The sequence below is a fragment of the Klebsiella sp. GG_Kp146 genome (genome assembly GCF_040061975.1).
In the GTDB taxonomy this organism is placed as follows: domain Bacteria; phylum Pseudomonadota; class Gammaproteobacteria; order Enterobacterales; family Enterobacteriaceae; genus Klebsiella; species Klebsiella quasipneumoniae.
The window spans coordinates 49,175-69,326 of record NZ_JBEAHA010000007.1 but is presented as its reverse complement, the minus strand read 5'-3'; the positions used below and the strand labels follow the sequence as shown (position 1 = coordinate 69,326).

Sequence of the window (20,152 nt, the reverse complement as noted above, 5' to 3'; positions counted from 1 at the left end):
GAGCGACGCCATGTCATTCATCATTAAAAATGCCCATGCCATCCTCAGCGGTCTGTCCGGAGAGGCGGCGCGGCTGGCCGGGCCGGATATTCGCATCCGCGACGGCAAGATTGCGGCCATCGGCAGCCTGACGCCGCTGCCGGAAGAGCGACTGATCGACGCCCGCGACTGCGTGATCTATCCGGCATGGGTGAATACGCACCATCATCTTTTTCAGTCGCTGCTGAAGGGCGAGCCGCAGGGGCTGAACCAGAGCCTGACGGCCTGGCTGAGCGCCACGCCGTACCGCTTTCGCGCGGCTTTCGATGAACATACCTTTCGTCTGGCGGTGCGCATTGGTCTGGTGGAGCTCCTGCGCTCGGGCTGCGCCAGCGTGGCGGATCACAACTACCTGTACTGGCCGGATATGCCTTTCGATACGTCGGAGATTCTCTTCAGCGAAGGGGAAGCGCTGGGGATGCGCATCGTTCTGTGCCGGGGTGGGGCGACCCAGGGCCGGGCGGTGGAGCAGGATCTGCCGGTGGCGCTGCGTCCGGAAACCTTCGACGGCTATATGGCGGATATCGAACGGCTGGTCAGCCGCTATCACGACCCGCGGCCCGACTCGCTGCGCCGGGTGGTGATGGCGCCCACTACCATCCTGCACTCCGCGCCGGGCGCCCAGCTGCGGGAGATGGCGAAGCTGGCCCGCCAGCTGGGGATCCGGCTGCACAGCCATTTATCGGAAACCGTCGATTATCTTGACGCCGCGCGGCAGAAATTCGCCATGACGCCGGTGCAGTTCTGCGCGGAGCACGACTGGCTGGGAAATGACGTGTGGTTTGCCCATCTGGTGAAGCTTCTGCCGGAGGAGATTGCCCTGCTGGGCCGCACCGGTACCGGCATTGCTCATTGTCCGCAAAGCAATGGCCGGCTGGGCAGCGGCATCGCCGATCTGCTGGCGCTGGAGCAGGCCGGGGTCCCGGTCTCGCTGGGGGTGGACGGCGCTGCCTCCAATGAAGCGGCGGATATGCAAAGCGAAGCCCATGCCGCATGGCTGCTACAGCGCGCGCGCAAAGGGATGCTGGCGCAGCCGCGCTACGCCGGAGGCACCTTCGAGGGCGGAGCCGATGCGGCCACGGTGGAGGATGTGGTGCGCTGGGGCAGCGCCGGCGGGGCGCAGATCCTTGGCTTAGCGCAGAGCGGCACCCTGCAGGTCGGGATGCAGGCGGACCTCGCCATTTACCGGCTGGACGATCCGCGCTACTTCGGCCTGCATGATATGGCGATTGGCCCGGTGGCCTGCGGCGGCCGCGCCGCGCTGAAGGCGCTGCTGCTGAATGGCCGGCCCATCGTGGAAGATGACGCCATTCCCGGTCTCGACCTTGACGCGATGCGCCACGACGCGCTGGCGGCAGTCCGTACCCTCCAACAGCGCGCCGCTGTTTAACTGATAACAGGATAATGACGATGAACGCAACCACCCAAAATCAACGCTATGCCTTACAGGAACTGGAAAAAGAGGCGCTGATGGGCGCCCAGGGCGAAGAGACCTTCGCCCGCGAAGTGCGCTGTATCGACCTGTCTAACTTTGCAGAAAGAAAAAATGACATTGCCGAACAACTGTGGGAGGCGGCGGTGGAGATCGGTTTCTTCCAGGTCAGCCACCACGGTATTCCGCTGGCGGCGATCCGCCAGGCGTTCAGCACGACCGAGGCGTTTTTCGACCTGCCCGACGAGGTGAAGCGCCAGTATCCGCTGGCCGGCAACGCCGGCTGGGAGAGCAAGGCGCAGGTCCGGCCATCGACCCGCACGCCGGATCAAAAAGAGTCATATCAGATAACCCGTCCGCTGATGGACGGGCGCTGGCCCAGCGATCGGGAGCTGCCAGGCTTCCGACAGACGATGCTCGGATTTGAATCGCAGTGCTGGCAGCTGGGGATGAAGATCCTCTCCTGCTTTGCTTTAAAGCTCGGTTTTCCGGAATCGTTTTTTACCACCGCGCACGATCCGCAGCGTGACACCTATCAGAGCACCTTGCGCATGCTGCACTACTATGCAACCGAGCAGTCGCAGCAGGGGATGTGGCGGGCCGGTGCGCATACCGATTTTGACTGCCTGACGCTGCTGTTCCAGCGCCCCGGTCAGGGCGGCCTGCAGGTCTGCCCTGGCAAGGACCGCGAAAGCCAGCAGTGGACCAGCATTGAGCCAAGGGAAGAGGTCATCACCTGCAATATCGGCGATATGCTGATGCGCTGGAGCGACGACCAGCTGCCGTCTAACTTCCACCGGGTGAGAAACCCGCAGCCCCACGAATATCAGGGGCCGCGCTACAGCCTGGCGTTTTTCTGCCAGGCCAATAAAGATATCGAGATCCTTGGGCCGCAGAGGAAGTACCCGCCCATCAGCGCCGAGGATTATCTGCAGCAGCGGATCCAGGCCAATTTCGCCAAAGGGTAGGATGTACTCTTGAGTGGTTTTCCTGTCGCCGGCTTTCGCTGGCCCGGCGGCAGGATATCCGGCGCTGGGCTTTTCAGGAGGTCGGTATTGTCGATGCGGGCGACAAGGGTATCTCTGCCGCAGCCATAAAATCGATAAAACAGCGTATTCGCGGCGACAGGTAGCGGCTGGCAGGCCACAGGACGGAGAAATGCCCATCCTTGACGCAACAGCCGGGCAACACCTCCTGCAGGTGTCCCTCATTGATGGCCTCACGCACAACAAAATCAGGGACATAGGCGATACCCATCCCCGCCGCGCTTAAGCGAATGGCTGCCTCAATGTTATTGACCCTCATCACGGAAGCGGCCCTGAAATCCCCCGTCAGCCGCATATCGCGCAGTTCCCAGGGCTGGATCAGCCCCGTCGAAGGGAAGCGAAAAAAAATGCACTTGTGCGCCGCCAATTCCGCTGGCGAGCCGGGAACGCCGTATTCCGCCAGATATGCCGGGCTGGCGCAGAGCACAAAACGAAAACCCCCCAGCTTTCTGGCGATCAAGCGGGAGTCCGCTAGTTCACCGCTGCGGATAGCGATATCAAATCCCTCATCGATCAGATTGACCAGCCGGTCACTAAAATCGAGATCCAGTTCAACCTGCGGATAAAGACGGCTAAAGGCGGTGAGGGCAGGGAGCAGCAGGCGGTAGCCGATGACAGGCAGTGAAATTCTCAATTTGCCGGAGGGCTGTGAGAGACTGCTCGTCAGCTCAGACTCGGCCTCCTGGATCTGCTCCAGGATACTCTGGCAGCGGGTCAGAAACGCTGCTCCCTCCGCCGTCAGGCTGACGTTTCTGGTGCTGCGGTTAAACAGCCGGACCCCCAGCTTATGCTCAAGCCGGGCGACATTCTTACCCACCGCCGAGGCTGAAATGCCCAGCAGCCTGGCGGCCTGAACAAAGCTTAGCGTTTCGGCGGTGCGGACAAAGGACGTTAGCGAGGTGAGGCTGTCCATCGATTATACACCTTATGTCTCTTAAGAAGATATTTTCAGTCTATTTATCGGCATTAACATCCGCAATAGGATGGCGGCAGTTTATTCATTCCTTCCTTGCCGACAGATGAGGGCCGCCTGATGTTACTCACCGCCAGAACACATTCCCGATCCGCCAGCGCCCTGGCCGCGCTTTCTGTCTTTATGGCGGCCATGCTGCTGCCGTTAAGTTTTACCGGCGGCGTCATGACCACCCCGGCGATACAGCAGTCGCTGGGCGGCTCTCCCGCTGCGCTGTCGTGGCTGACCAATGGCTTTATGCTGACCTTCGGCAGCTTTTTGCTGGCCGCAGGCGTGACCGCGGATGCCATTGACAGAAAACGCATCTTTCTCGCTGGCGCCGCGCTGTTTTGCCTGAGCAGTCTGCTGTTTTGCCTGACGCACGATCTCTTCCTGTCAGGCGTGCTGAGGGCTCTGCAAGGTCTGGCCGCGGCGATGATTTTAGCCAGCGGCAGTGCGGCGCTGGCCCAGCTGTATGACGGCGCTCAGCGGACGCGGGCATTCAGCATCCTGGGCACGGTGTTCGGCGCCGGCCTGGCGTTCGGTCCGCTGCTGATCGGCTTCATGACCGACGCGGTGGGCTGGCGCGGCGTATACGCCCTGTTTGCGCTGCTCTCGGCGATGGTTCTGTTTCTCGGTCTGGCCTGTCTGCCCGCGGCAAAAAAAAGCGAGCCGCGGACACCCGACAATCTCGGCTTAACCCTGTTTACGCTGGCCCTGATGCTGTTCACTGCATCGCTGATGGTCATTCCGGCCCGCGGTTTTTTATCGCTGACCACGCTGGCCTTGTTCATCGTATCGGGGGGACTGTTCGTCGCGTTTGCCGTGCGCTGCCGAAGAGTGAATAACCCGGTGCTGGAACTCTCCCTGCTGCGCCATCCGCGTTTTGTCGGCGTACTGTTGCTGCCTGTCGCCACCTGCTGTTGCTACGTTGTCCTGCTGATTATCGTTCCACTGCATTTTATGGGCGGAGAGGGGATGAGTGAGTCGCAGAGCGCGCTGTATCTGATGGCGCTGACCGCGCCGATGCTGATTTTCCCATCCCTTGCGGCCCTGCTCACCCGCTGGTTTTCACCGGGGCAGGTGGCCACGGGGGGGCTGATGATTGCCTCCGTCGGGTTGCTGTTGCTGGGTGATGCTTTTCACAGCCACCACCTCCCGCAGCTGGTGCTGGCGCTGATCCTGTGCGGGGCGGGGGCGGCGCTTCCCTGGGGATTGATGGATGGCCTGGCGATATCCGCAGTGCCGGTCGCCAAAGCCGGTATGGCGGCAGGCCTGTTCAACACCGTTCGCGTTGCCGGCGAGGGGATCGCCCTGGCGGTCGTCACCGCGGTATTAACGGCAAGCAATAACCTGACTCTGCAGAGTCGCGTTCACGGGTATGCGCCCGAGGTGATTCGCCGCGCCGCAGGCTGGCTGGGGGCCGGTAATATGCCGCAGGCGGCAGCGCTTTTGCCTGACTTTTCCCTTCGGGCGCTGCGCGAGAGCTATGACACGGCTTATACGGTACTGTTTAGCGGGCTGGCGGTCGTCACCCTGCTGTGCGCCCTGATGGTCTGGCGAACGCTATGCCGCAAGGGGGGCGCTATCCAGACCCGCAACAGCGGATCCTGAACCCCCATGACGGTGCATTGGCGTCACGCTCCCGATAATCGTCTTTTCCGGTCTGCTCAGCGAACCGGGACTGTCATTGTTTCTCTGGCGGAACTATGCTGATTAGGGCGGCCACATGCGCCGCTCCGGCAGCGGAAACAGTGACTCACAGGTGGCGGTATGGCGAGCGATCCGGAACTGATTTACATCGAGATCCTTGAAACGATGCTGATGGCCACCCTGGATCCTGATTTGTGGAAATCGGCGCTGCAGAAACTGGCGTTCCTCACCGGCCATCAGTACGCGGCATTTCTGTTCTACGATAAAGGCAATGCGCACCTGTTGACCGATTCACTCCTGCTGGAGGAGAAGGTTTTCACCGCCTATCGCGACGTGTTTCTGGCCATCGATCCCGCCGAAAAAATACTGACCGCGTTACCGGTCGGGCAGATGTACCGGGACCGCGAGTATTTAGGCGATAAGTTTATTGCCGGCAGCGTCTATTACAATGAGTTTCATCACCCCAACGATCTGAATAATCTTACCAGCGTCAAGCTGTGCACCCTCAATGGCTATGCCACCTATCTGTCACTGATGACGGCCAATACGGCGGCTTACCCGCAGCTGGCGCAGTTTGAACTGTTCAGGCGCCTGATCCCGGCGCTAAAAACCGCCTGCCAGCTACACGCCCGGTTTGAACAGCTGCGGGACACCATAAAATACCAGAGCGCGGTAATGGACAATGGGATCTACCCGGTATGGCTGGTGGATCATGGCGGTAACATTCTCTACGCCAGCGCGCATGCCGAACGCTACCTGCGCGCCAACGCCCGCCTCTCCTGGTACAGCGGGGGCGATACGCTGTGCCTTAATACCGACAGCAAAAAACTGAAACGGGCTATCGAGCAGGCCACCCGAACGGCAGAGCCGCCAAGGGCAGGGCTGTGCTATACCGCCGGGCGCCAGCTGAAACCGATCCTCGTGATCCCGGCGGCCCGCCTTGCCGGGGTGGCCTGCGTGATTATTCCTGAGCCGTTTCTCACCGGTAGCGCCGTGATGGAGCTGTTTAACGTCAAGCCTGCCGAGAACGCAGTGGCGGAGCTGCTGGTGCGGGGCATGACGCCGGATGAGTGCGCCTTACATCTGGGCGTATCAATCGCCACCATCAGAACCCACCTCAGCGCCCTGTACCGGAAAACCCACACCCGTAATCAGGCAGAACTGTTGCTGATCATCCGCGCGATCCACGGCTGACAGCTTGCTCAGGAATGATGGTCGCGCAGGAAAACGGTCAGCACCTCTTTCGGCGGCACGCCGCCGCATTCGCCAATCATCCAGCCCACCGCGCCGCGGTGATAGGCGCCGTGAAAGAGCATGTGGTTGAGCATCTCCATCGCGGTCATATTGCCGTCGCCGCCGTCGACAAATTTGAAGGCGATACGTTCGTGGAAATCGGCGGGCGTCATGGCGCTGACGTACTGAATGTATTCGTCCGTACAGGCGGTCATGGCCGTTTCCAGCTCATCAATGGTTGGCGTCTCGGGGGTATTCAGCGCGGTGTAACCGTGCGTCTTGCCGCGCAGATTCGCCCGGAAAATCATGTCAACGACATGGATATGGTTCATCAGTCTGAGGGTCAGGTGACGCTTTTCGCCATGTACTGTACCGTCTATCGCGCGGATCGCCTGCAAGGTGGCAAGGTCAATCCAGCGCTTGTATTTCAACAGCGTCACTACGGTGTCTTTGTCCATTGTCGGTCCCGGGTTGGTTGAGCCACTATCTTAGCGATGATGCCAGCGAGTTGTCACTCTCCCGCGCCAGGCACAAAAAAGCCTCGCCGGGGCGAGGCTTTTTAATCAGCAGGTGATTTAGTCAAACACACCGTTAATCACGGCGGTAACGATGGCGGTGCTCAGGGCGACCAGCACCAGGTCATCGCCGACCGCGCGCCATTCATAGCCCGGATAATAGGGCAGGTCGTTAATCATAGAAGCTGGCAGGGTCTTTTTCGCGATACCCGGAGGTAACGGTTTGCCGCGGGCGACATTTTTGGCGATACCCGGAGGCAGCGCCTGATAGCCGACCAGACCGTAGTTCACCGCAAGGGAGCGCGCCCGTGAGAAGCTAATATCGCTGTCGACGTGGTCGGGCTTGCCGTAGTTTTTGCGGTTGCCATGATCGTCATTGGACTGACCTTTATTTTGTCCTTTATTGCCATGGTCGCCGCTGTTACCGCTGTTACCATGATTGCCGCTATTGCCATGGTTACCACTGTTCCCGTGATTACCACCGCCGCCATTGCCATTGCCGTTACCCGGGTTGGCATAGGCCGGAGCCGCCATGACGGCGAGAGAAATAACCGCCGCCAGTGCTGTTTTAATAGTGCGACGCTTAAGCATGATCTTGATTCCTTAATGTGGAGTACACGCTTAAAAAATAAGATAAAGCTATGCCCCAGGCAATCTCATATAGTCTTATTTTTTGCCGGGTTTTCACGGGAAGGTCACAAAGGGATAGCGGGGCGCGGACGAGCAGTTCCATTGCTGCGTTTTGACAGACGGGCGACCGCGCCCCGCTAAATGTGTCGCCGGCAGGATCGCTCCCGGGCGTGTCGCAAAAAAATGCCCGAAGCCATCGGGCACAAATGAATAAAAATATTACGCTTCATTCATAACGCGTCTCACAAGACGGAGCGGATAGTAAATCCTGGCGCCGCTGCGCACAATCGGCCGCTTGTTTAGAAATAAATAACCACGCCGACCGCGCTCAGGACGCGATCCAATGGCAGGCGACCCGATGGCCAGGGGCCACCTCGCGCAGCGCCGGCGCTTCTCTGCGGCACCGCTCGCCGACCTGCGGGCAACGGGATGAAAAACGGCAGCCGGCGGGAGGATTGACCGGATCCGGGATCTCGCCTTGCACCAGCGTCTGCGGTTCGCTGTGCGGGTCGAGGGTCGGCACCGCGGCCAGAAGCGCTCGGGTGTAGGGGTGGAGGGGGCGGCTGAACAGCGCATCGCGGCTGGCGCTTTCCACCAGTTGCCCGAGATACATCACCGCCACATCGTCACATAGATGCTCCACCACCCCGAGGTCGTGGGAGATAAACAGAAACGTGACGCCGCGGTCGTCGCGCAGGTCGGAAAACAAATTGATGATCTGCGCCTGAATGGACACATCGAGGGCCGAGATGGGCTCATCGGCGACGATAAAATCCGGGTTGAGGATCAGCGCCCGGGCAATACCGATCCGCTGGCGCTGGCCGCCGGAAAACTGATGCGGGAAGCGGGCGTAGTGTTCCGGCGCCAGGCCGCAGATCTTCATCACGTCGATCACCCGGTCATACAGCTCATCGCGGGCGCAAAGCTTGTGCTGCAGCATAGCTTCGCCTATCGCCTCGCCAATGCGCAGCCGCGGGTTCAGCGAGCTGTAGGGATCCTGAAATACCAGCTGCATCCTCGGCCGAATAGCGCGCAGGGCAGGCGCGGTCAGGTCGGCCAGCTCCTGACCGTGAAATTTCACGCTGCCGGCGCTCTTCTCGTACAGGCCAAGCAGGGTTCGGCCGACGGTGGTTTTCCCGCTGCCGGACTCGCCCACCAGGCCAAAAATGGTGCCCGGACGGATGTTAAAGCTGACGCCGTCCACCGCGCGAAGCTCGCCGGTCTGTTGGCCAAACAGGCCGTCGCGCAGCGGAAAATATTTTTTCAATCCATCCACTTCAATAACATAGCGTTCGCTCATGCTGTCGCCTCCGCAAATTCACTGTAAAAGCAGGCGGCCCGCTGGCGCTCGCCGAGCAGCGGCGGAATCGCCTCCCGGCAGCGCGGTGTCGCCCGCTCGCAGCGCCCGGCAAAGGCGCAGCCCGTCGGCAGGGCGGCCAGGTCCGGCACCTGGCCGGGAATCGAGTACAGCCGCCGACGCCGCTCGCCCGGCACCGGGCGGGAGGCGATGAGCCCACGCGTGTAAGGGTGCTGCGGATGGCGTAATACCTCCGCGGTGGCGCCCTGTTCCACAATCCGTCCGGCATACATCACCACTACCTGCTCGGCCATCTGCGCGATCACCCCCAGGTCGTGGGTAATCAGCATCATCGCCATCTGGCTGGCCCGCGCCCGGTCCCGCAGCAGGCGCAGGATCTGCGCCTGCACGGTGACGTCAAGCGCGGTGGTGGGTTCGTCGGCAATCAGCAGTTTGGGCTGACAGCTCAGCGCCATGGCGATCATCACCCGCTGCAGCATGCCGCCGGAAAGCTGGTGGGGATAGCTGACCATCAGGCTGTCGCCGCGCGCCAGGCCGACCTCGCTGAGCAGCCGGGTAGCCTGCTGCCAGGCGGCTTTCGGCGAGGCGCCGAGGTGGCGGATCGCTGGTTCGCACAGCTGCTCTCCGATGGTCAACACCGGGTTCAGGGCCGACATCGGTTCCTGAAAGATCATTGCCAGCTGGTGGCCGCGCAGGTCGGCCATCTGTCTGGCTTTTACCCGCAGCAGATCGCGGTCCGCGAAACGGATCTCGCCGCCGTCGATGCGCGCGGCCTGCGGCGGCAGGAGGCCCATCAGCGCCATCGCGGTGACGCTTTTGCCGCAGCCGGACTCGCCCACCACGCCAACGGTTTGCCCGGCCTGAATCGTGAAAGAGACGTCCTGCACCGCGCGCACGCGATGGCGTTCGCCAGCGAAAGAGACGGAGAGATGATTAAAGGAGACTAACGGTATGCTCATTTCAGCCTCGGTTTCATATTGGGATCCATGGCGTCGCGCAGGCCATCGCCCAGCACGTTAATGGCGATCACGGTAATAAAGATGGCGATCCCTGGCGGCATCCACAGCCAGGGACGGCGCTGGAAATCGATCAGGCTATTGGCGGCGTCCATCATATTGCCCCACGACGGCGTCGGCGGCACCACGCCGAGGCCGAGATAGCTCAGCGCGGATTCGCTGAGAATGGCGTTGGCGACAGCCATGGTCGCCATCACCATCAGAATCGGAATGGTATTCGGCAGCAGGTGGCCAAACAGCCGGCGACGCGCCGACAGGCCCAGCACCTGGGTGGCCAGCATAAAATCGCGTTCGCGCAGGGAGAGACATTGTCCGCGCACCAGCCGCGCCAGTCGGGGCCACTCCAGCAGGCTGAGCATCACCACCACCATATAGATGCGCGAGTCCGGAGAAAAATCGAGCTCGGAAAGCATCGCCCCGGCGACGATCAACAGCGGCAATCCGGGGATGGTCATCACCAGGTCGGCCACGCGCATGATCACTCTGTCGGTTAACCCGCCGACATACCCCGAGAGAGCGCCGAGCAGATAGCCCAGGAACACCGACATCACCATGGTCAGCAGACCGATAATCAGCGAGATGCGCCCGGCCAGCAGCAGGCGGGTGTAAACATCACGGCCGAGGAAATCGGTCCCCAGCCAGTGTTCGGCACCGGGCGGGTGGTTGATGCTCAGGGCGTCGGTGGCATCCTCTTTCCACGGCGACCAGACGGGCCCCAGCGCGCACCACACCGCCATGACCGCCAGCAGGAACAGGCAGAACATGGCCAGCCGGTTACGGCGCAGCTGTCGCCACCCCTGGCGCCAGGGAGAGGGGGTAATGTGCGCCAGCGCCGGGATAGCCGCCTGCCGCTGGCGACGACGGGTAGCAAAGTAAGACAGAATCATCATGACCTCACCCGAATACGCGGATCGGCCCAGGCGTACAGCACGTCGGCGAGCAAATTACCGACGATCGTCAGCACCGCCAGAAACAGGGTGAACCCCATCAGCACCGGATAGTCGCGGGCGGCCAGCGAGTCGATATGGATGTGGCCCGCCCCCGGCCAGTTGAATACCTTTTCGGTAATGATCGCCCCGGAGAACAGCCCCGGCAGCTCGAAGCCCAGCAGGGTGATGATCGGCAGCAGGGCGTTGCGCAGCGCATGTTTGAGGATCACCGTGCGCTCCTGCAACCCCTTGGCGCGGGCGGTACGGATAAAATCCATTTTCACCACGTCGAGCATACTGGCGCGCACATAGCGCGTCAGGCTGCCCGCCTGCAGCATCACCAGCGCCAGCACCGGCAGCGCCAGGTGGGCCGCCACCTGCAGCACATACTGCCAGCCGCTCTCGTCGCTGCCGGTATTGGTCATCCCGCCTACCGGCAGCCAGTGGAGATCGACGGCAAACCATTTAATCAGCAGCAGGCAGAGGAAAAAGGTGGGGAACGACATGGCGGCAAACACCGCGACGCTCACCAGATGATCAAACCAGGAGCCGGGTCGCAGGGCTGACACCACGCCGACCGCCAGGCCAATGCCCCAGTAAAAGACCAGCGCGACGCTGGCCAGCAGAAAAGAGTTCCAGATGTACTGGTTGAGCAGCTGGCTGACCGGGATCTGATACTGCAGCGAAAAGCCTAAATCGCCGCGCAGCAGCTGTCCCAGCCAGTGGAGATAGCGGGTGAACAGCGGCTGGTCGAGGCCATAGATCGCCTTCAGCTCCGCGGCGCGGGCGGCGGTCAGGGTGATATTGCCATCGATAAAGTCGCCGGGGGTTTTGGCAAACAGCATAAAAATAATGAACGAGGCCAGCAGCAGCATCGGCAGCGTTTGCAGCAGGCGCCTCAGGATGAAATTTTTCATGACGATCTCGCATCAGCCGCCGGTTAACCCGGCGGCCAGGGGATTTACTTGACGATTTTCACATCCGGCAGGCTGCCGGTCAGGCCGTTGAAGATATCCGGTTTAAAGCCGGTGACGCGGGCGCTGCTGGCGGAAAGAATATTGCGATAGCCGAGCAGGATCACCGGTGGATCGTCGGCCAGCACTTTGTACAGCTGGTGATAGATCGGCTTGCGCTGTTCGATGTCGAGCACCGCGTTGCCGGCGTTTATCAGCTTATCGACCTCCGCGTTGTGGTAGCCGGACGCTTTCGCTTCGCTGCTGTAGAAATCCCATACCCCATCGTGCGGGTCGTTGAGGGTGCTGGTGCTGAACGAGGCCAGATCGTAATTTCCGGCTTTGCGCTGCGCCATCAGGGCGTTGAAATCCACCACCTGCGGCTTAAGCAGCACGCCGATCTGCCGCCAGTTCTCTTTGGCGATGGGGATCAACGCATCGTTGAGCACCTTCTTGCTCACCAGCAGGGTCAGCTCCAGACGCTGGCCCTCTTTGACGCGGATACCGTCGGCGCCAGCTTTCCAGCCGGCCTCATCCAGCAGCTTTTTCGCCTGCGCCGGATCGTAAGGGTAAGGATTGACGCCTTCTGCGTTAAAGGCCCAGGAGATAGGGGCGATCGGCTCGATGGCGACTTTGCCGTATCCCTGATAGACCACGTCGATCAGCTTTTGCCGGTCCAGGCCGTAAATCAGCGCCTGGCGCACCCGCTTATCCTGCAGCGCCGGGCGATGAACGTTGAATTCCACCTGGCTGTAGTCGCTGGAGCCGTAAAGGTTAATGTTGGCGAAGCCGAGCATCTTCAGCTGTTCGATATCGTCAGGACGAGAGGTAAAGGCGTCGTAGTCGGTCTCCCCGGTCTGGAACAGCTGGAAGTTGGTCGACGGATTGGTTACGCGATAGATAAAGCGCGGCGTTGGCGGCGTCCCACGGTAAAAGTGGCTATTGGCATGGAAGCGAATTTCCTGACCGGGAATATAGGTATCGTACACGTAAGGGCCGTTGCCCAGCGGCTTGCCGTGCAGTGAGCGCAGATAGTCGAGATTTCCCCGCTGATATCCTTTGCCGTACCAGGCTTTCGACAACACCGGCCCGCCAATTTTGGCCAGCGTGGTGGCGCCTGGCTGGGTGGTGGTTACCTGCAGGGTGAGCGGGTCGATGACCTTCAGGCCGCTGACGCGGTCAGCCTTGCCGGCTTTGTATTCTGCGCCGCCGGCGATATTGGCCAGAGTGATGTCGGTATCGCCATCATATTTGGGGTCGAGCAGGACCGTCAGGGTAAAGGCGACATCTTCCGCCGTCAGCGGTGAACCGTCGCTGAAGGTCAGGCCAGGGCGCAATTTGATGGTATAGACTTTATTGTCCGGGCTGACCGTCCAGCTCTCCGCCAGCCCCGGGACCAGCTTGCCCTGGCTGTCCCAGTCGATTAGGCGTGAAAAAATGACGTTAGTGACGTTCTCATCCCAGCCGTTGACGAAAAAGTAGGGGTTGAAGATCCCCTGCGGCTCGGAGATCCCGGCCACTACCGTGTCCTTGCGCAGCTTAGCGCTGGCCGGGATCTGACTGGCGTCGGCGGCCGGGGTGATACCTTCTTTCAGGAGACCCTCAGCAAAGATGGCAGAAGAAAATGCTACCACGCCGCCGAGCAGGGCCACTTTTAGCGCCAGGGCAAAGCGGGTTTTTCTGGTTTTTAATCCTTGTTGTAATCTGGACAAAAGTGCTACCTCATCAAGTGATTGCGTGGTGATTTACAATTCATGACGAAAGATAAGAGGCGCACTTCGCCCTGTCTAACACTGAAACGCTATGATTTATAACCAATTATCCTTAGCAAAGGATCGGCAATATAATCCCATTCTATGGCTATGAAGCAGTGGTTTCCGCTGTGCGATGAGGGAGGCAACATGCTGTCCGCGACCCAGCCTTTCCATCGCGAGGTTCTGAACAGGCGTCACACCTGCGCGGTATTCGCCGGCTGGGCGAGAACGATGAAAGTGAACCCGTACCGACCGCCGTGTACGGCGTAAGGCACCGTGACGGTCGGTTCCGGGCAGACGTTAACGCTCCTTCGCCGCAGGGGGAAGCAGTGAGGGGGCGGTTGCGGCTAGCGGCTGCCAGAGCCGCTCGGGGTCGCGAAACCCCTCTTCGATGAGGGCATAAAAGCGGCTGGCGTGGAGACCGTCGACGAAGGCATGGTTAAATCGCCCGGCCACCGGGATCACGCCGTTCTGCAGTTTCCCCCAGGTGAGCGCCGGAACCGCGGCGCCCACCGCGTATTCCGCATGGGTCATCGAGGTGAAGTGGAGCCACGGCAGACAGCTGGCGCAGATAAAATGTTCGCCATCGACGATGAGCGGCGCAGGCGATGTCTCTCTTGCCGCGACGATCTTTGGCGTTGCCGCGGCGCTGAAGGTGGTGAACTCGGGAGCGTTGTCGCACCATACCTGGCGGAAGCCCTCCTCGACGGTCATCACCGGCGTCATGACCGCCAGACTGTCATATTCAATCACCTCGCCATTGCGCATGCGCTGTCGGAGCTGCGGTACCCCGTTGGCCGCGCGCAGCAGGGCATAGAGCGTGAGCTGAAAAAACGAGACCCGACGGTCCTTCGCACATTCGTACAGGCGCTGCGCCTCTATCGGAACGCAGAGATTAAAGCTGGGGTTGGCAAATTGTCGGTAAAAGGTGAAATGGTCCCGGCGGGGCCAGGCCGCGGTGTCGATGATCCGGTAATGTGCCATGGATGCCTCCTTATGGCTGGCGGTCTGCTGACTATGCGACGATTTCAATCAGGTTGCCATCGGGATCGGCGATCACCGCCTCATAATAGCCGTCGCCGGTGGTGCGCGGCGGTGAAACCAGTATTCCCGCCGCGCCGGCGCGCTGGGCAAGGGCATCGACCTGTTCTGCGCCGCCCACCGAGAGGGCCAGGTGCGCCCAGCCGGTATGGTTATTATCGGCGCTGGCCTGCTGCAGGCCAGGCTTGGTCATCAGCTCGATCACCACCTCGTCGTCGATGGTGACAAAATAGGAGGCAAAGCCGGGATTGGTCTGGCTGAGGTATTTTTCATTGATGCTGGCGGCAAAGAACTCGACCCAGAAGCGGGCCTGAGCCTCAAGCCGTTGGGTCCACAGGGCGAAATGGGCAATTTTCATGGTAAACCTCCGGGCAGGAACATTGACAATCACGGCAGGGCAGACGATCATGCTTGCTGTTGCTCGTTTATGATGATTTAAGGAGTTTCTTTGCTCGATTATGCTGCTTTTCCTCAACAGCGACAAGCGCTGATTTGCCAGATCCTGCAGGAAAACGGCAGGGTGGTGTGTGCGGAGCTGGCGGCGCGTCTTCAGGTGTCTGAGCACACCATCCGCCGCGATCTGCATGAGCTTAGCCGCGAAGGCGTCTGTAAAAAAGTCTACGGCGGGGCGGTGTTGAGCCTGCCGGAAGCGGGAGATTACAGTGAACGGAAAGATAAAAACCGAGCAACAAAACTCAGGATCGCGCAGCAGTGCGCCCGGCTGGTGAAACCCGGCGGCATCCTTTTCATTGATACCGGCACCACCAATCTGGCGATGGCCGAGGCGCTGCCCGCCGAGCTGGCGCTGACGGTAGTAACGAACTCTCCGGAGATCGCCGCGGTACTGGTGAAAAAGCCGCTCTACGAGGTGGTGATGCTCGGCGGCCAGGTGCAGCGGGCGAGCGGGGGCTGCGTTGGGGCCGCGGCGGTGGCTCAGGTGCAGGGGATGTTATTCGACCAGGGGTTTATCGGCGGCTGCGCCATGGCGCCAGAGTCGGGCCTGACCGGCTTTGACTATGCCGACTGCGAGTTTAAGAAAGCGGTGATTAAGCAGTGCAGCGAAATTATCATCGGCCTGACCTCGGATAAAATTCCGGCGGTGGCGCGATTCGTGGTGGCCGCGAGCAGCGATATCGATGTGCTGGTGGTGGAGGAGAACATCAGTCGTGAATATCGCGTTGCCTTTCAGCAACACGATATTCGCATCCATACCGTGTAGCCGCTAGCGGGTGAGGGAGGTGGCGATAAGCCGCAGTCCCAGCGCCCCCAGCACCGTCGCGGTGGCGATATCGATTCGCCGCTTCAGGCGCAGGTAGACCCGACGCGGACGATCAGCGGAGAGCACCAGCGCCACCAGCGAATACCAACTGACGTCAATCAGGAAACTCATCAGCGGCACGATGTAATAGAAGGCGGTGGGGATCTGCGCCGGCAGCACGGCGGTAAAAATCGAGGCAAACACCAGCGCGGTTTTGGGATTACTCAACTGAGTATACAGCCCGTCGCGGAAAGTCTTCAGCAACGAACGGTTGCCGGCCATGCCGCTGGCGGAAAAATCCATCGTCTGCGCCGAACCGCGGAAAATCTTATAGCCCAACCATAGCAGGTAGAGCCCGCCCGCTACTTTCAAGCCAATAAACAGCTCCGGCACCGCGGTGAGCACCTTCTGCAGGCCCAGCATCGCCATAATAGAAAAAATGGCGGCGCCGGCGCCGGTACCCAGGGCGGTCACCAGACCGTGCAGACGCGAGCGGGCGACCGCATTTCGCGCGACAAAAATAAAGCTCGGGCCGGGACTGATCACCCCCATGATCAGCACCGCGGCAAGGGCCATCAGGCTGGATAGGAACATAGCAACTCCTGGTATGTCCGCCGCCGGCAGGCGGTCGGCAACGTGGGGACGGTACGAGCAAACAGAGTAACAAACTGGCTCAGGAAAGCACGTGAAAACCCTGTGGAAAAGGCGAGGCTGAACGGGCAGCCGCGGCGCGCGTTTTCTGCGCAACTGTTTGAATAACGATTCCCATTCCTGTCAGCGATGGTAAACTGAATAACTGTGATCTTTGTCATACCGTAATAACTACAGAGAAGAGACACTGCTATGCAACATATCATTGAGGGCTTCCTCAACTTCCAGAAAGAGATCTTCCCCCAGCGTAAAGAGCTCTTCCGCAGCCTGGCCTCCAGCCAGAATCCCAAAGCGCTTTTCATCTCCTGTTCTGACAGCCGTCTGGTGCCGGAACTGGTTACCCAGCAGGAGCCGGGACAGCTCTTTGTTATTCGTAATGCCGGGAATATCGTGCCGTCTTTCGGGCCGGAGCCGGGCGGTGTATCTGCGACCATTGAGTATGCTGTGGTTGCGCTGGGCGTGACTGATATCGTGATCTGCGGCCACTCTAACTGCGGGGCGATGAAAGCGATCGCCACCTGCCAGTGCCTGGAGCCGATGCCGGCGGTGTCTCACTGGCTGCGCTACGCTGATGCTGCGAAAGCGGTGGTGGAAAAGAAAACCTGGGCCAGCGAAACCGATAAGGTTAACGGCATGGTGCAGGAAAACGTCATCGCTCAGTTGAACAACATCAAAACCCATCCGTCGGTGGCGGTCGGTCTGCGCGACCAGACCCTGCGCCTGCACGGCTGGTTCTATGACATTGAAAGCGGCGAGATTCAGGCGCTGGATAAAAACACCAAATCCTTTGTTTCGCTGTCGGAAAATCCGGACGTCTTTTTCGAATAAAGCCGTTCCCAGGGCATGGAGGCCCTGTTCATCTCTTCTCCTCACCACTACCACTCCACGCAAATTTTGCCGAAATGGGCGCCGCTTTGCAGATAGCGGAAGGCGTCTGGTAAGGCCGCAAAATCAAACACTTTATCGATGACCGGCCGCGACGCCTGCAGGTTCAGCGCGTTGACGTAGTCCTGCTGTTGCCGGCGATGACCCACCACCAGCCCCTGCAGTCGGGCCTGTTTACTCATCAGCAGATGGGTGGGCACATGACCTTCGAAGCCAGTCAGGACGCCGATCAGCGCGATGTGTCCGCCAACACTGACGGCCTCGAACGACTGGCCCAGGGTGCCCGGTCCGCCGAGCTCCAGGATAATATCGGCCCCGCGATGACCGGTGATGTCCTGCACCGTAGCGCCCCATGCCGGGGTGGTGCGGTAATTGATGAGATGGTCAGCCCCCAGGGCGCGCGCGCGGGCGAGCTTTTCATCGGATGAGGAGGTGACGATGACCTGCGCGCCCATGCTTTTCGCCAGCTGCAGGGCGGTTATCGACACGCCGCCGGTGCCGAGCGTCAGCACCGTATCGCCCGCTTTTAGCCGCCCCTCCACCACCAGCGCGCGCCAGGCGGTGAGGCCTGAGGTGGTGATCGTCGCCGCCTCCCTGAAGCTCCATCCGTCAGGCGCATGGGTAAAATGACTGGCCGGTCTGACCACATACTGGCAGGCGAACCCCTCGGCGCCGTCGCCCGGGGTCTGGCTGAAGTCCTTCACCTGCGGGCCCGGACGGCCATCCAGCCACTGCGGGAAAAAGCCAGCGACCACCCGGTCGCCTGGCTGAAACTCGCTGACCCCGGCGCCAACCGCTTCGACCACCCCCGCGCCGTCCGCCATCAGGATCCGCCGATCGGCAGTGGGAATCACCCCCGTCGCTACCAGCAAATCGTGATAGTTCAGGGAGGTGGCGTGGAGCGCTACGCGGATCTCGCCTGCCGCCGGCGCGCCGGGGTCGGCAAGATCGACAAGCTGCAGATTATCCAGCGAACCGGGTTTGTTGACGATCCAGGCTTTCATCATGGGGCTCTCTTTTCCAGGGGATGCGCTAAGTATTGGCCCGTCATCGGCTGAACGCCACAGCGCGCCGGTCAGGAAATCACTGCCCGGAGAAAGAGGCGAAAAAAAAGCGCCGTTTTTGACGGCGCTTTGTTAATCGCGAAAGAGGGAAGAGATTATTTGCTCAGCTCAGCCGTCATATGAACGCGATTATTAAACTGGGCGCTGGTGATTTTATAGGACGCACCCTGCTCAGCGGCCTGGGCGGCGATTTTGGCCTCTGCACGGTCCAGGGTGGAAGCGGTGGCGCTGACGCTCTGGGCGAAGCTGACGGAAGAGAACAGCGACAGTGCAGCAACAGCAACGAAAGTTTTGATGGATTTCATGGTCGTATTCCTTAATCTGGTGTCTGATATAGGGCTTGTCGCCCTGATGTGATAAAGAATACGCGCAACGCCTGGCGGTTAAAATCAAAACAATTTGCGAAACTCATTCAAATAATATGAATGATTTTCGGCCGGTCGCGATGCAGTTCGCCGTTGCCGGGCTGGCCGTAGCCCTGGTCTATAGCAACTCAGATCGGCGCAGAGGCGGCTAAACGTGGCCTCCGCGGTCATAAAATGATGAAAATGGGTATGGCTGACGAGGCGAAAATTAATTTTGATCCGCTCCAGTCCGTTGTAAACCCGCTTGCGATTGACGCCCAGCGTGTCTGCCATCTGATTAATCGACTGTCCGCCGACCACGCCACGGATCATCTGCATCTCCAGATCATTGAGTGGGGCTCGCAGCCGGGAGGAGCGACTCTGACGCTGATGGCGCGGCGCGAAAGGGCGGCTGCGATCTGCCAGACGGAGCAGAAGGCGGCGGATCTCCTGAACGCTTTCCCGCTGGCTGACCCACAGGAGGGTATCCGCGTAAAAGGCGCGTCCGCGTTTGACGTTGTTGGCGGAGGTAAATCCGACCACCAGGCCGGGATAGCGCTGGGCTAATTCAGCAGCGGCCTGATAATCGTGATAGTTTTCCAGCGCTAAAATAATCACATCCAGCCCGGCCGGATCGGGCAGATGGCTGAGCGGCAGTGAATGAATAATGTTCAGACCGGGCAAGGTTTCCTGAATATCTCTGAAACACTGGGCGAGGCCGATATTAAAATAAATATTATTGCTGTGAATTAAAATATTCAAAGAATAAACCCTGTTACAAGCGATCTAAACGGCGCGGGAAGGAGATTAGCTGCGAACCAGAAGTTTATTCATATCAGCAGGCGAGGTGTTTATATAATTCATCATGCCCGGCGGTTTGAAGGAATAAATTTCGGCTACACAAGCAGGATTAATATAATACCCTGCGCACTTAACGCGGATAATTAACACGCTTTCGACCCCCGCCTGGTTTAAGCGAGATTTTAAGGTCTGAATGACCTGCCATAATCGCTGCGCGGACGGACGGAGATTATTTTTCTCCCAGACGTTAATCATTAACTCTTCATCACTGACCAGACGTTCTCTGCCATGCGCCAGCAAATATTCCAGTAAACACGCCATGGTGCTGCGCAGCTGAACTTGCGTTCGCGTCCCACGTAACGCGATAATTTCCCGATGATGCAGGCAGTAGAAAATATTATCCGCTAACTTATAGCCAAGTAGTTTATAGCCTGTAGTCATCCACCACTCCCTGACAAATCCCCGTATTGCCGGTGCAGAGTACCCGCCTGTGGCGGTCTGACCAAGTGAATTTTATGAGCTAGAATAATCAAAACAATTAACCACATTCACATACATAACTAGAATAAAAATCTGATAAAATCGCTCACATCTGTTGGATTATGTGGTATAGGAAAAGTCTTAATCAAGAGGTGTGC

At 59.7% G+C, this 20,152-nt stretch carries 21 protein-coding genes and 1 pseudogene; 7 read left to right on the top strand and 15 right to left on the bottom strand.

Translation table 11 applies throughout. The features are described 5' to 3' along the window. Positions 1-10: 10 nt before the first annotated feature. Both ABLU95_RS09155 and ABLU95_RS09150 read left to right on the top strand, forming a co-directional pair. Positions 11-1,429: an amidohydrolase family protein gene (locus ABLU95_RS09155; protein ID WP_087776880.1), complete on the top strand. Its 1,419-nt coding sequence runs from the start codon at positions 11-13 to the stop codon at positions 1,427-1,429. Positions 1,430-1,449: 20 nt separating this feature from the next. Then, on the top strand, positions 1,450-2,439 hold the full coding sequence (locus ABLU95_RS09150) for a 2OG-Fe(II) oxygenase family protein (protein ID WP_072413302.1): 990 nt from the start codon (positions 1,450-1,452) through the stop codon (positions 2,437-2,439). A gap of 73 nt (positions 2,440-2,512) precedes the next feature. Here the strand turns inward: ABLU95_RS09150 and ABLU95_RS09145 are convergent, their stop codons facing one another. Next, positions 2,513-3,430 carry a LysR family transcriptional regulator gene (locus ABLU95_RS09145; protein ID WP_065805038.1) on the bottom strand — a complete coding sequence of 306 codons (918 nt, stop codon included), beginning with the start codon at positions 3,428-3,430 and terminating at the stop codon, positions 2,513-2,515. Positions 3,431-3,550: 120 nt separating this feature from the next. Between ABLU95_RS09145 and ABLU95_RS09140 the strand changes: the two genes are divergently transcribed. The 3 genes and pseudogenes from ABLU95_RS09140 to ABLU95_RS09130 all read left to right on the top strand — a co-directional run bounded on the left by ABLU95_RS09140 (position 3,551) and on the right by ABLU95_RS09130 (position 6,316). Next, positions 3,551-5,083, top strand: coding sequence for an MFS transporter (locus tag ABLU95_RS09140; RefSeq protein ID WP_348879280.1), 1,533 nt, complete (start codon positions 3,551-3,553; stop codon positions 5,081-5,083). 159 nt (positions 5,084-5,242) lie between these two features. After that, a pseudogene (locus ABLU95_RS09135) lies at positions 5,243-5,356 on the top strand (LuxR family transcriptional regulator); the annotation flags it as partial. Positions 5,357-5,512: 156 nt separating this feature from the next. Next, complete coding sequence (locus ABLU95_RS09130) at positions 5,513-6,316, top strand: LuxR C-terminal-related transcriptional regulator (RefSeq protein WP_348879309.1); 804 nt, start codon at positions 5,513-5,515, stop codon at positions 6,314-6,316. An 8-nt stretch (positions 6,317-6,324) separates the two neighbouring features. Here the strand turns inward: ABLU95_RS09130 and ABLU95_RS09125 are convergent, their stop codons facing one another. The 9 genes from ABLU95_RS09125 to ABLU95_RS09085 all read right to left on the bottom strand — a co-directional run bounded on the left by ABLU95_RS09125 (position 6,325) and on the right by ABLU95_RS09085 (position 14,869). After that, positions 6,325-6,813 carry a DinB family protein gene (locus tag ABLU95_RS09125; RefSeq protein WP_262963192.1) on the bottom strand — a complete coding sequence of 163 codons (489 nt, stop codon included), beginning with the start codon at positions 6,811-6,813 and terminating at the stop codon, positions 6,325-6,327. Positions 6,814-6,930: 117 nt separating this feature from the next. After that, the gene (locus tag ABLU95_RS09120; RefSeq protein WP_044523602.1) at positions 6,931-7,461 is read right to left on the bottom strand and encodes an anti-virulence regulator CigR family protein; all 531 of its coding nucleotides are present in this window, start codon (positions 7,459-7,461) and stop codon (positions 6,931-6,933) included. A gap of 367 nt (positions 7,462-7,828) precedes the next feature. Continuing rightward, a complete protein-coding gene (locus ABLU95_RS09115) occupies positions 7,829-8,800 on the bottom strand; it encodes an oligopeptide/dipeptide ABC transporter ATP-binding protein (RefSeq protein WP_277475896.1) in 972 nt (323 codons plus the stop codon). Continuing rightward, the gene (locus tag ABLU95_RS09110; protein ID WP_348879278.1) at positions 8,797-9,777 is read right to left on the bottom strand and encodes an ABC transporter ATP-binding protein; all 981 of its coding nucleotides are present in this window, start codon (positions 9,775-9,777) and stop codon (positions 8,797-8,799) included. The genes ABLU95_RS09115 and ABLU95_RS09110 overlap by 4 nt, the downstream gene beginning before the upstream one ends. After that, entirely contained in the window at positions 9,774-10,724 is a 951-nt protein-coding gene (gene opp4C / locus ABLU95_RS09105; protein ID WP_101978566.1) for an oligopeptide ABC transporter permease, read from the bottom strand. The genes ABLU95_RS09110 and opp4C overlap by 4 nt, the downstream gene beginning before the upstream one ends. Continuing rightward, a complete protein-coding gene (locus ABLU95_RS09100; protein ID WP_008804589.1) occupies positions 10,721-11,680 on the bottom strand; it encodes an ABC transporter permease in 960 nt (319 codons plus the stop codon). The genes opp4C and ABLU95_RS09100 overlap by 4 nt, the downstream gene beginning before the upstream one ends. A 44-nt stretch (positions 11,681-11,724) precedes the next feature. Further along, positions 11,725-13,428 carry an ABC transporter substrate-binding protein gene (locus ABLU95_RS09095; RefSeq protein ID WP_241516432.1) on the bottom strand — a complete coding sequence of 568 codons (1,704 nt, stop codon included), beginning with the start codon at positions 13,426-13,428 and terminating at the stop codon, positions 11,725-11,727. A 342-nt stretch (positions 13,429-13,770) separates the two neighbouring features. Further along, positions 13,771-14,454, bottom strand: coding sequence for a CatA-like O-acetyltransferase, family 1 (locus ABLU95_RS09090; RefSeq protein WP_241516431.1), 684 nt, complete (start codon positions 14,452-14,454; stop codon positions 13,771-13,773). A gap of 31 nt (positions 14,455-14,485) precedes the next feature. Continuing rightward, positions 14,486-14,869 carry a VOC family protein gene (locus ABLU95_RS09085; RefSeq protein ID WP_032453134.1) on the bottom strand — a complete coding sequence of 128 codons (384 nt, stop codon included), beginning with the start codon at positions 14,867-14,869 and terminating at the stop codon, positions 14,486-14,488. Positions 14,870-14,959: 90 nt separating this feature from the next. On the opposite strand from ABLU95_RS09085, the gene ABLU95_RS09080 reads away from it, so the two are divergent. After that, positions 14,960-15,730, top strand: a complete 771-nt coding sequence (locus ABLU95_RS09080; protein ID WP_032453133.1) for a DeoR/GlpR family DNA-binding transcription regulator — start codon at positions 14,960-14,962, stop codon at positions 15,728-15,730. Between the two features lie 3 nt (positions 15,731-15,733). Here the strand turns inward: ABLU95_RS09080 and ABLU95_RS09075 are convergent, their stop codons facing one another. Next, positions 15,734-16,363, bottom strand: coding sequence for a LysE family transporter (locus ABLU95_RS09075; protein ID WP_087776895.1), 630 nt, complete (start codon positions 16,361-16,363; stop codon positions 15,734-15,736). Positions 16,364-16,612: 249 nt separating this feature from the next. Here ABLU95_RS09075 and ABLU95_RS09070 point away from each other — a divergent pair, with 249 nt between their 5' ends. Next, positions 16,613-17,248 (top strand): carbonic anhydrase, encoded by a 636-nt coding sequence (locus tag ABLU95_RS09070; RefSeq protein ID WP_023289965.1) that lies wholly within the window; start codon positions 16,613-16,615, stop codon positions 17,246-17,248. A 47-nt stretch (positions 17,249-17,295) separates the two neighbouring features. Here the strand turns inward: ABLU95_RS09070 and ABLU95_RS09065 are convergent, their stop codons facing one another. From ABLU95_RS09065 to ABLU95_RS09050, 4 genes are all read right to left on the bottom strand, one after another. Beyond that, on the bottom strand, positions 17,296-18,312 hold the full coding sequence (locus ABLU95_RS09065) for an NAD(P)-dependent alcohol dehydrogenase (RefSeq protein ID WP_198046917.1): 1,017 nt from the start codon (positions 18,310-18,312) through the stop codon (positions 17,296-17,298). Between the two features lie 152 nt (positions 18,313-18,464). Then, entirely contained in the window at positions 18,465-18,674 is a 210-nt protein-coding gene (locus tag ABLU95_RS09060) for a YdgH/BhsA/McbA-like domain containing protein (RefSeq protein ID WP_004202908.1), read from the bottom strand. A gap of 84 nt (positions 18,675-18,758) precedes the next feature. After that, on the bottom strand, positions 18,759-19,475 hold the full coding sequence (locus ABLU95_RS09055) for a hypothetical protein (RefSeq protein ID WP_087776897.1): 717 nt from the start codon (positions 19,473-19,475) through the stop codon (positions 18,759-18,761). 45 nt (positions 19,476-19,520) lie between these two features. Further along, entirely contained in the window at positions 19,521-19,955 is a 435-nt protein-coding gene (locus tag ABLU95_RS09050; protein WP_023289962.1) for a winged helix-turn-helix domain-containing protein, read from the bottom strand. Between the last annotated feature and the right edge of the window lie 197 nt (positions 19,956-20,152).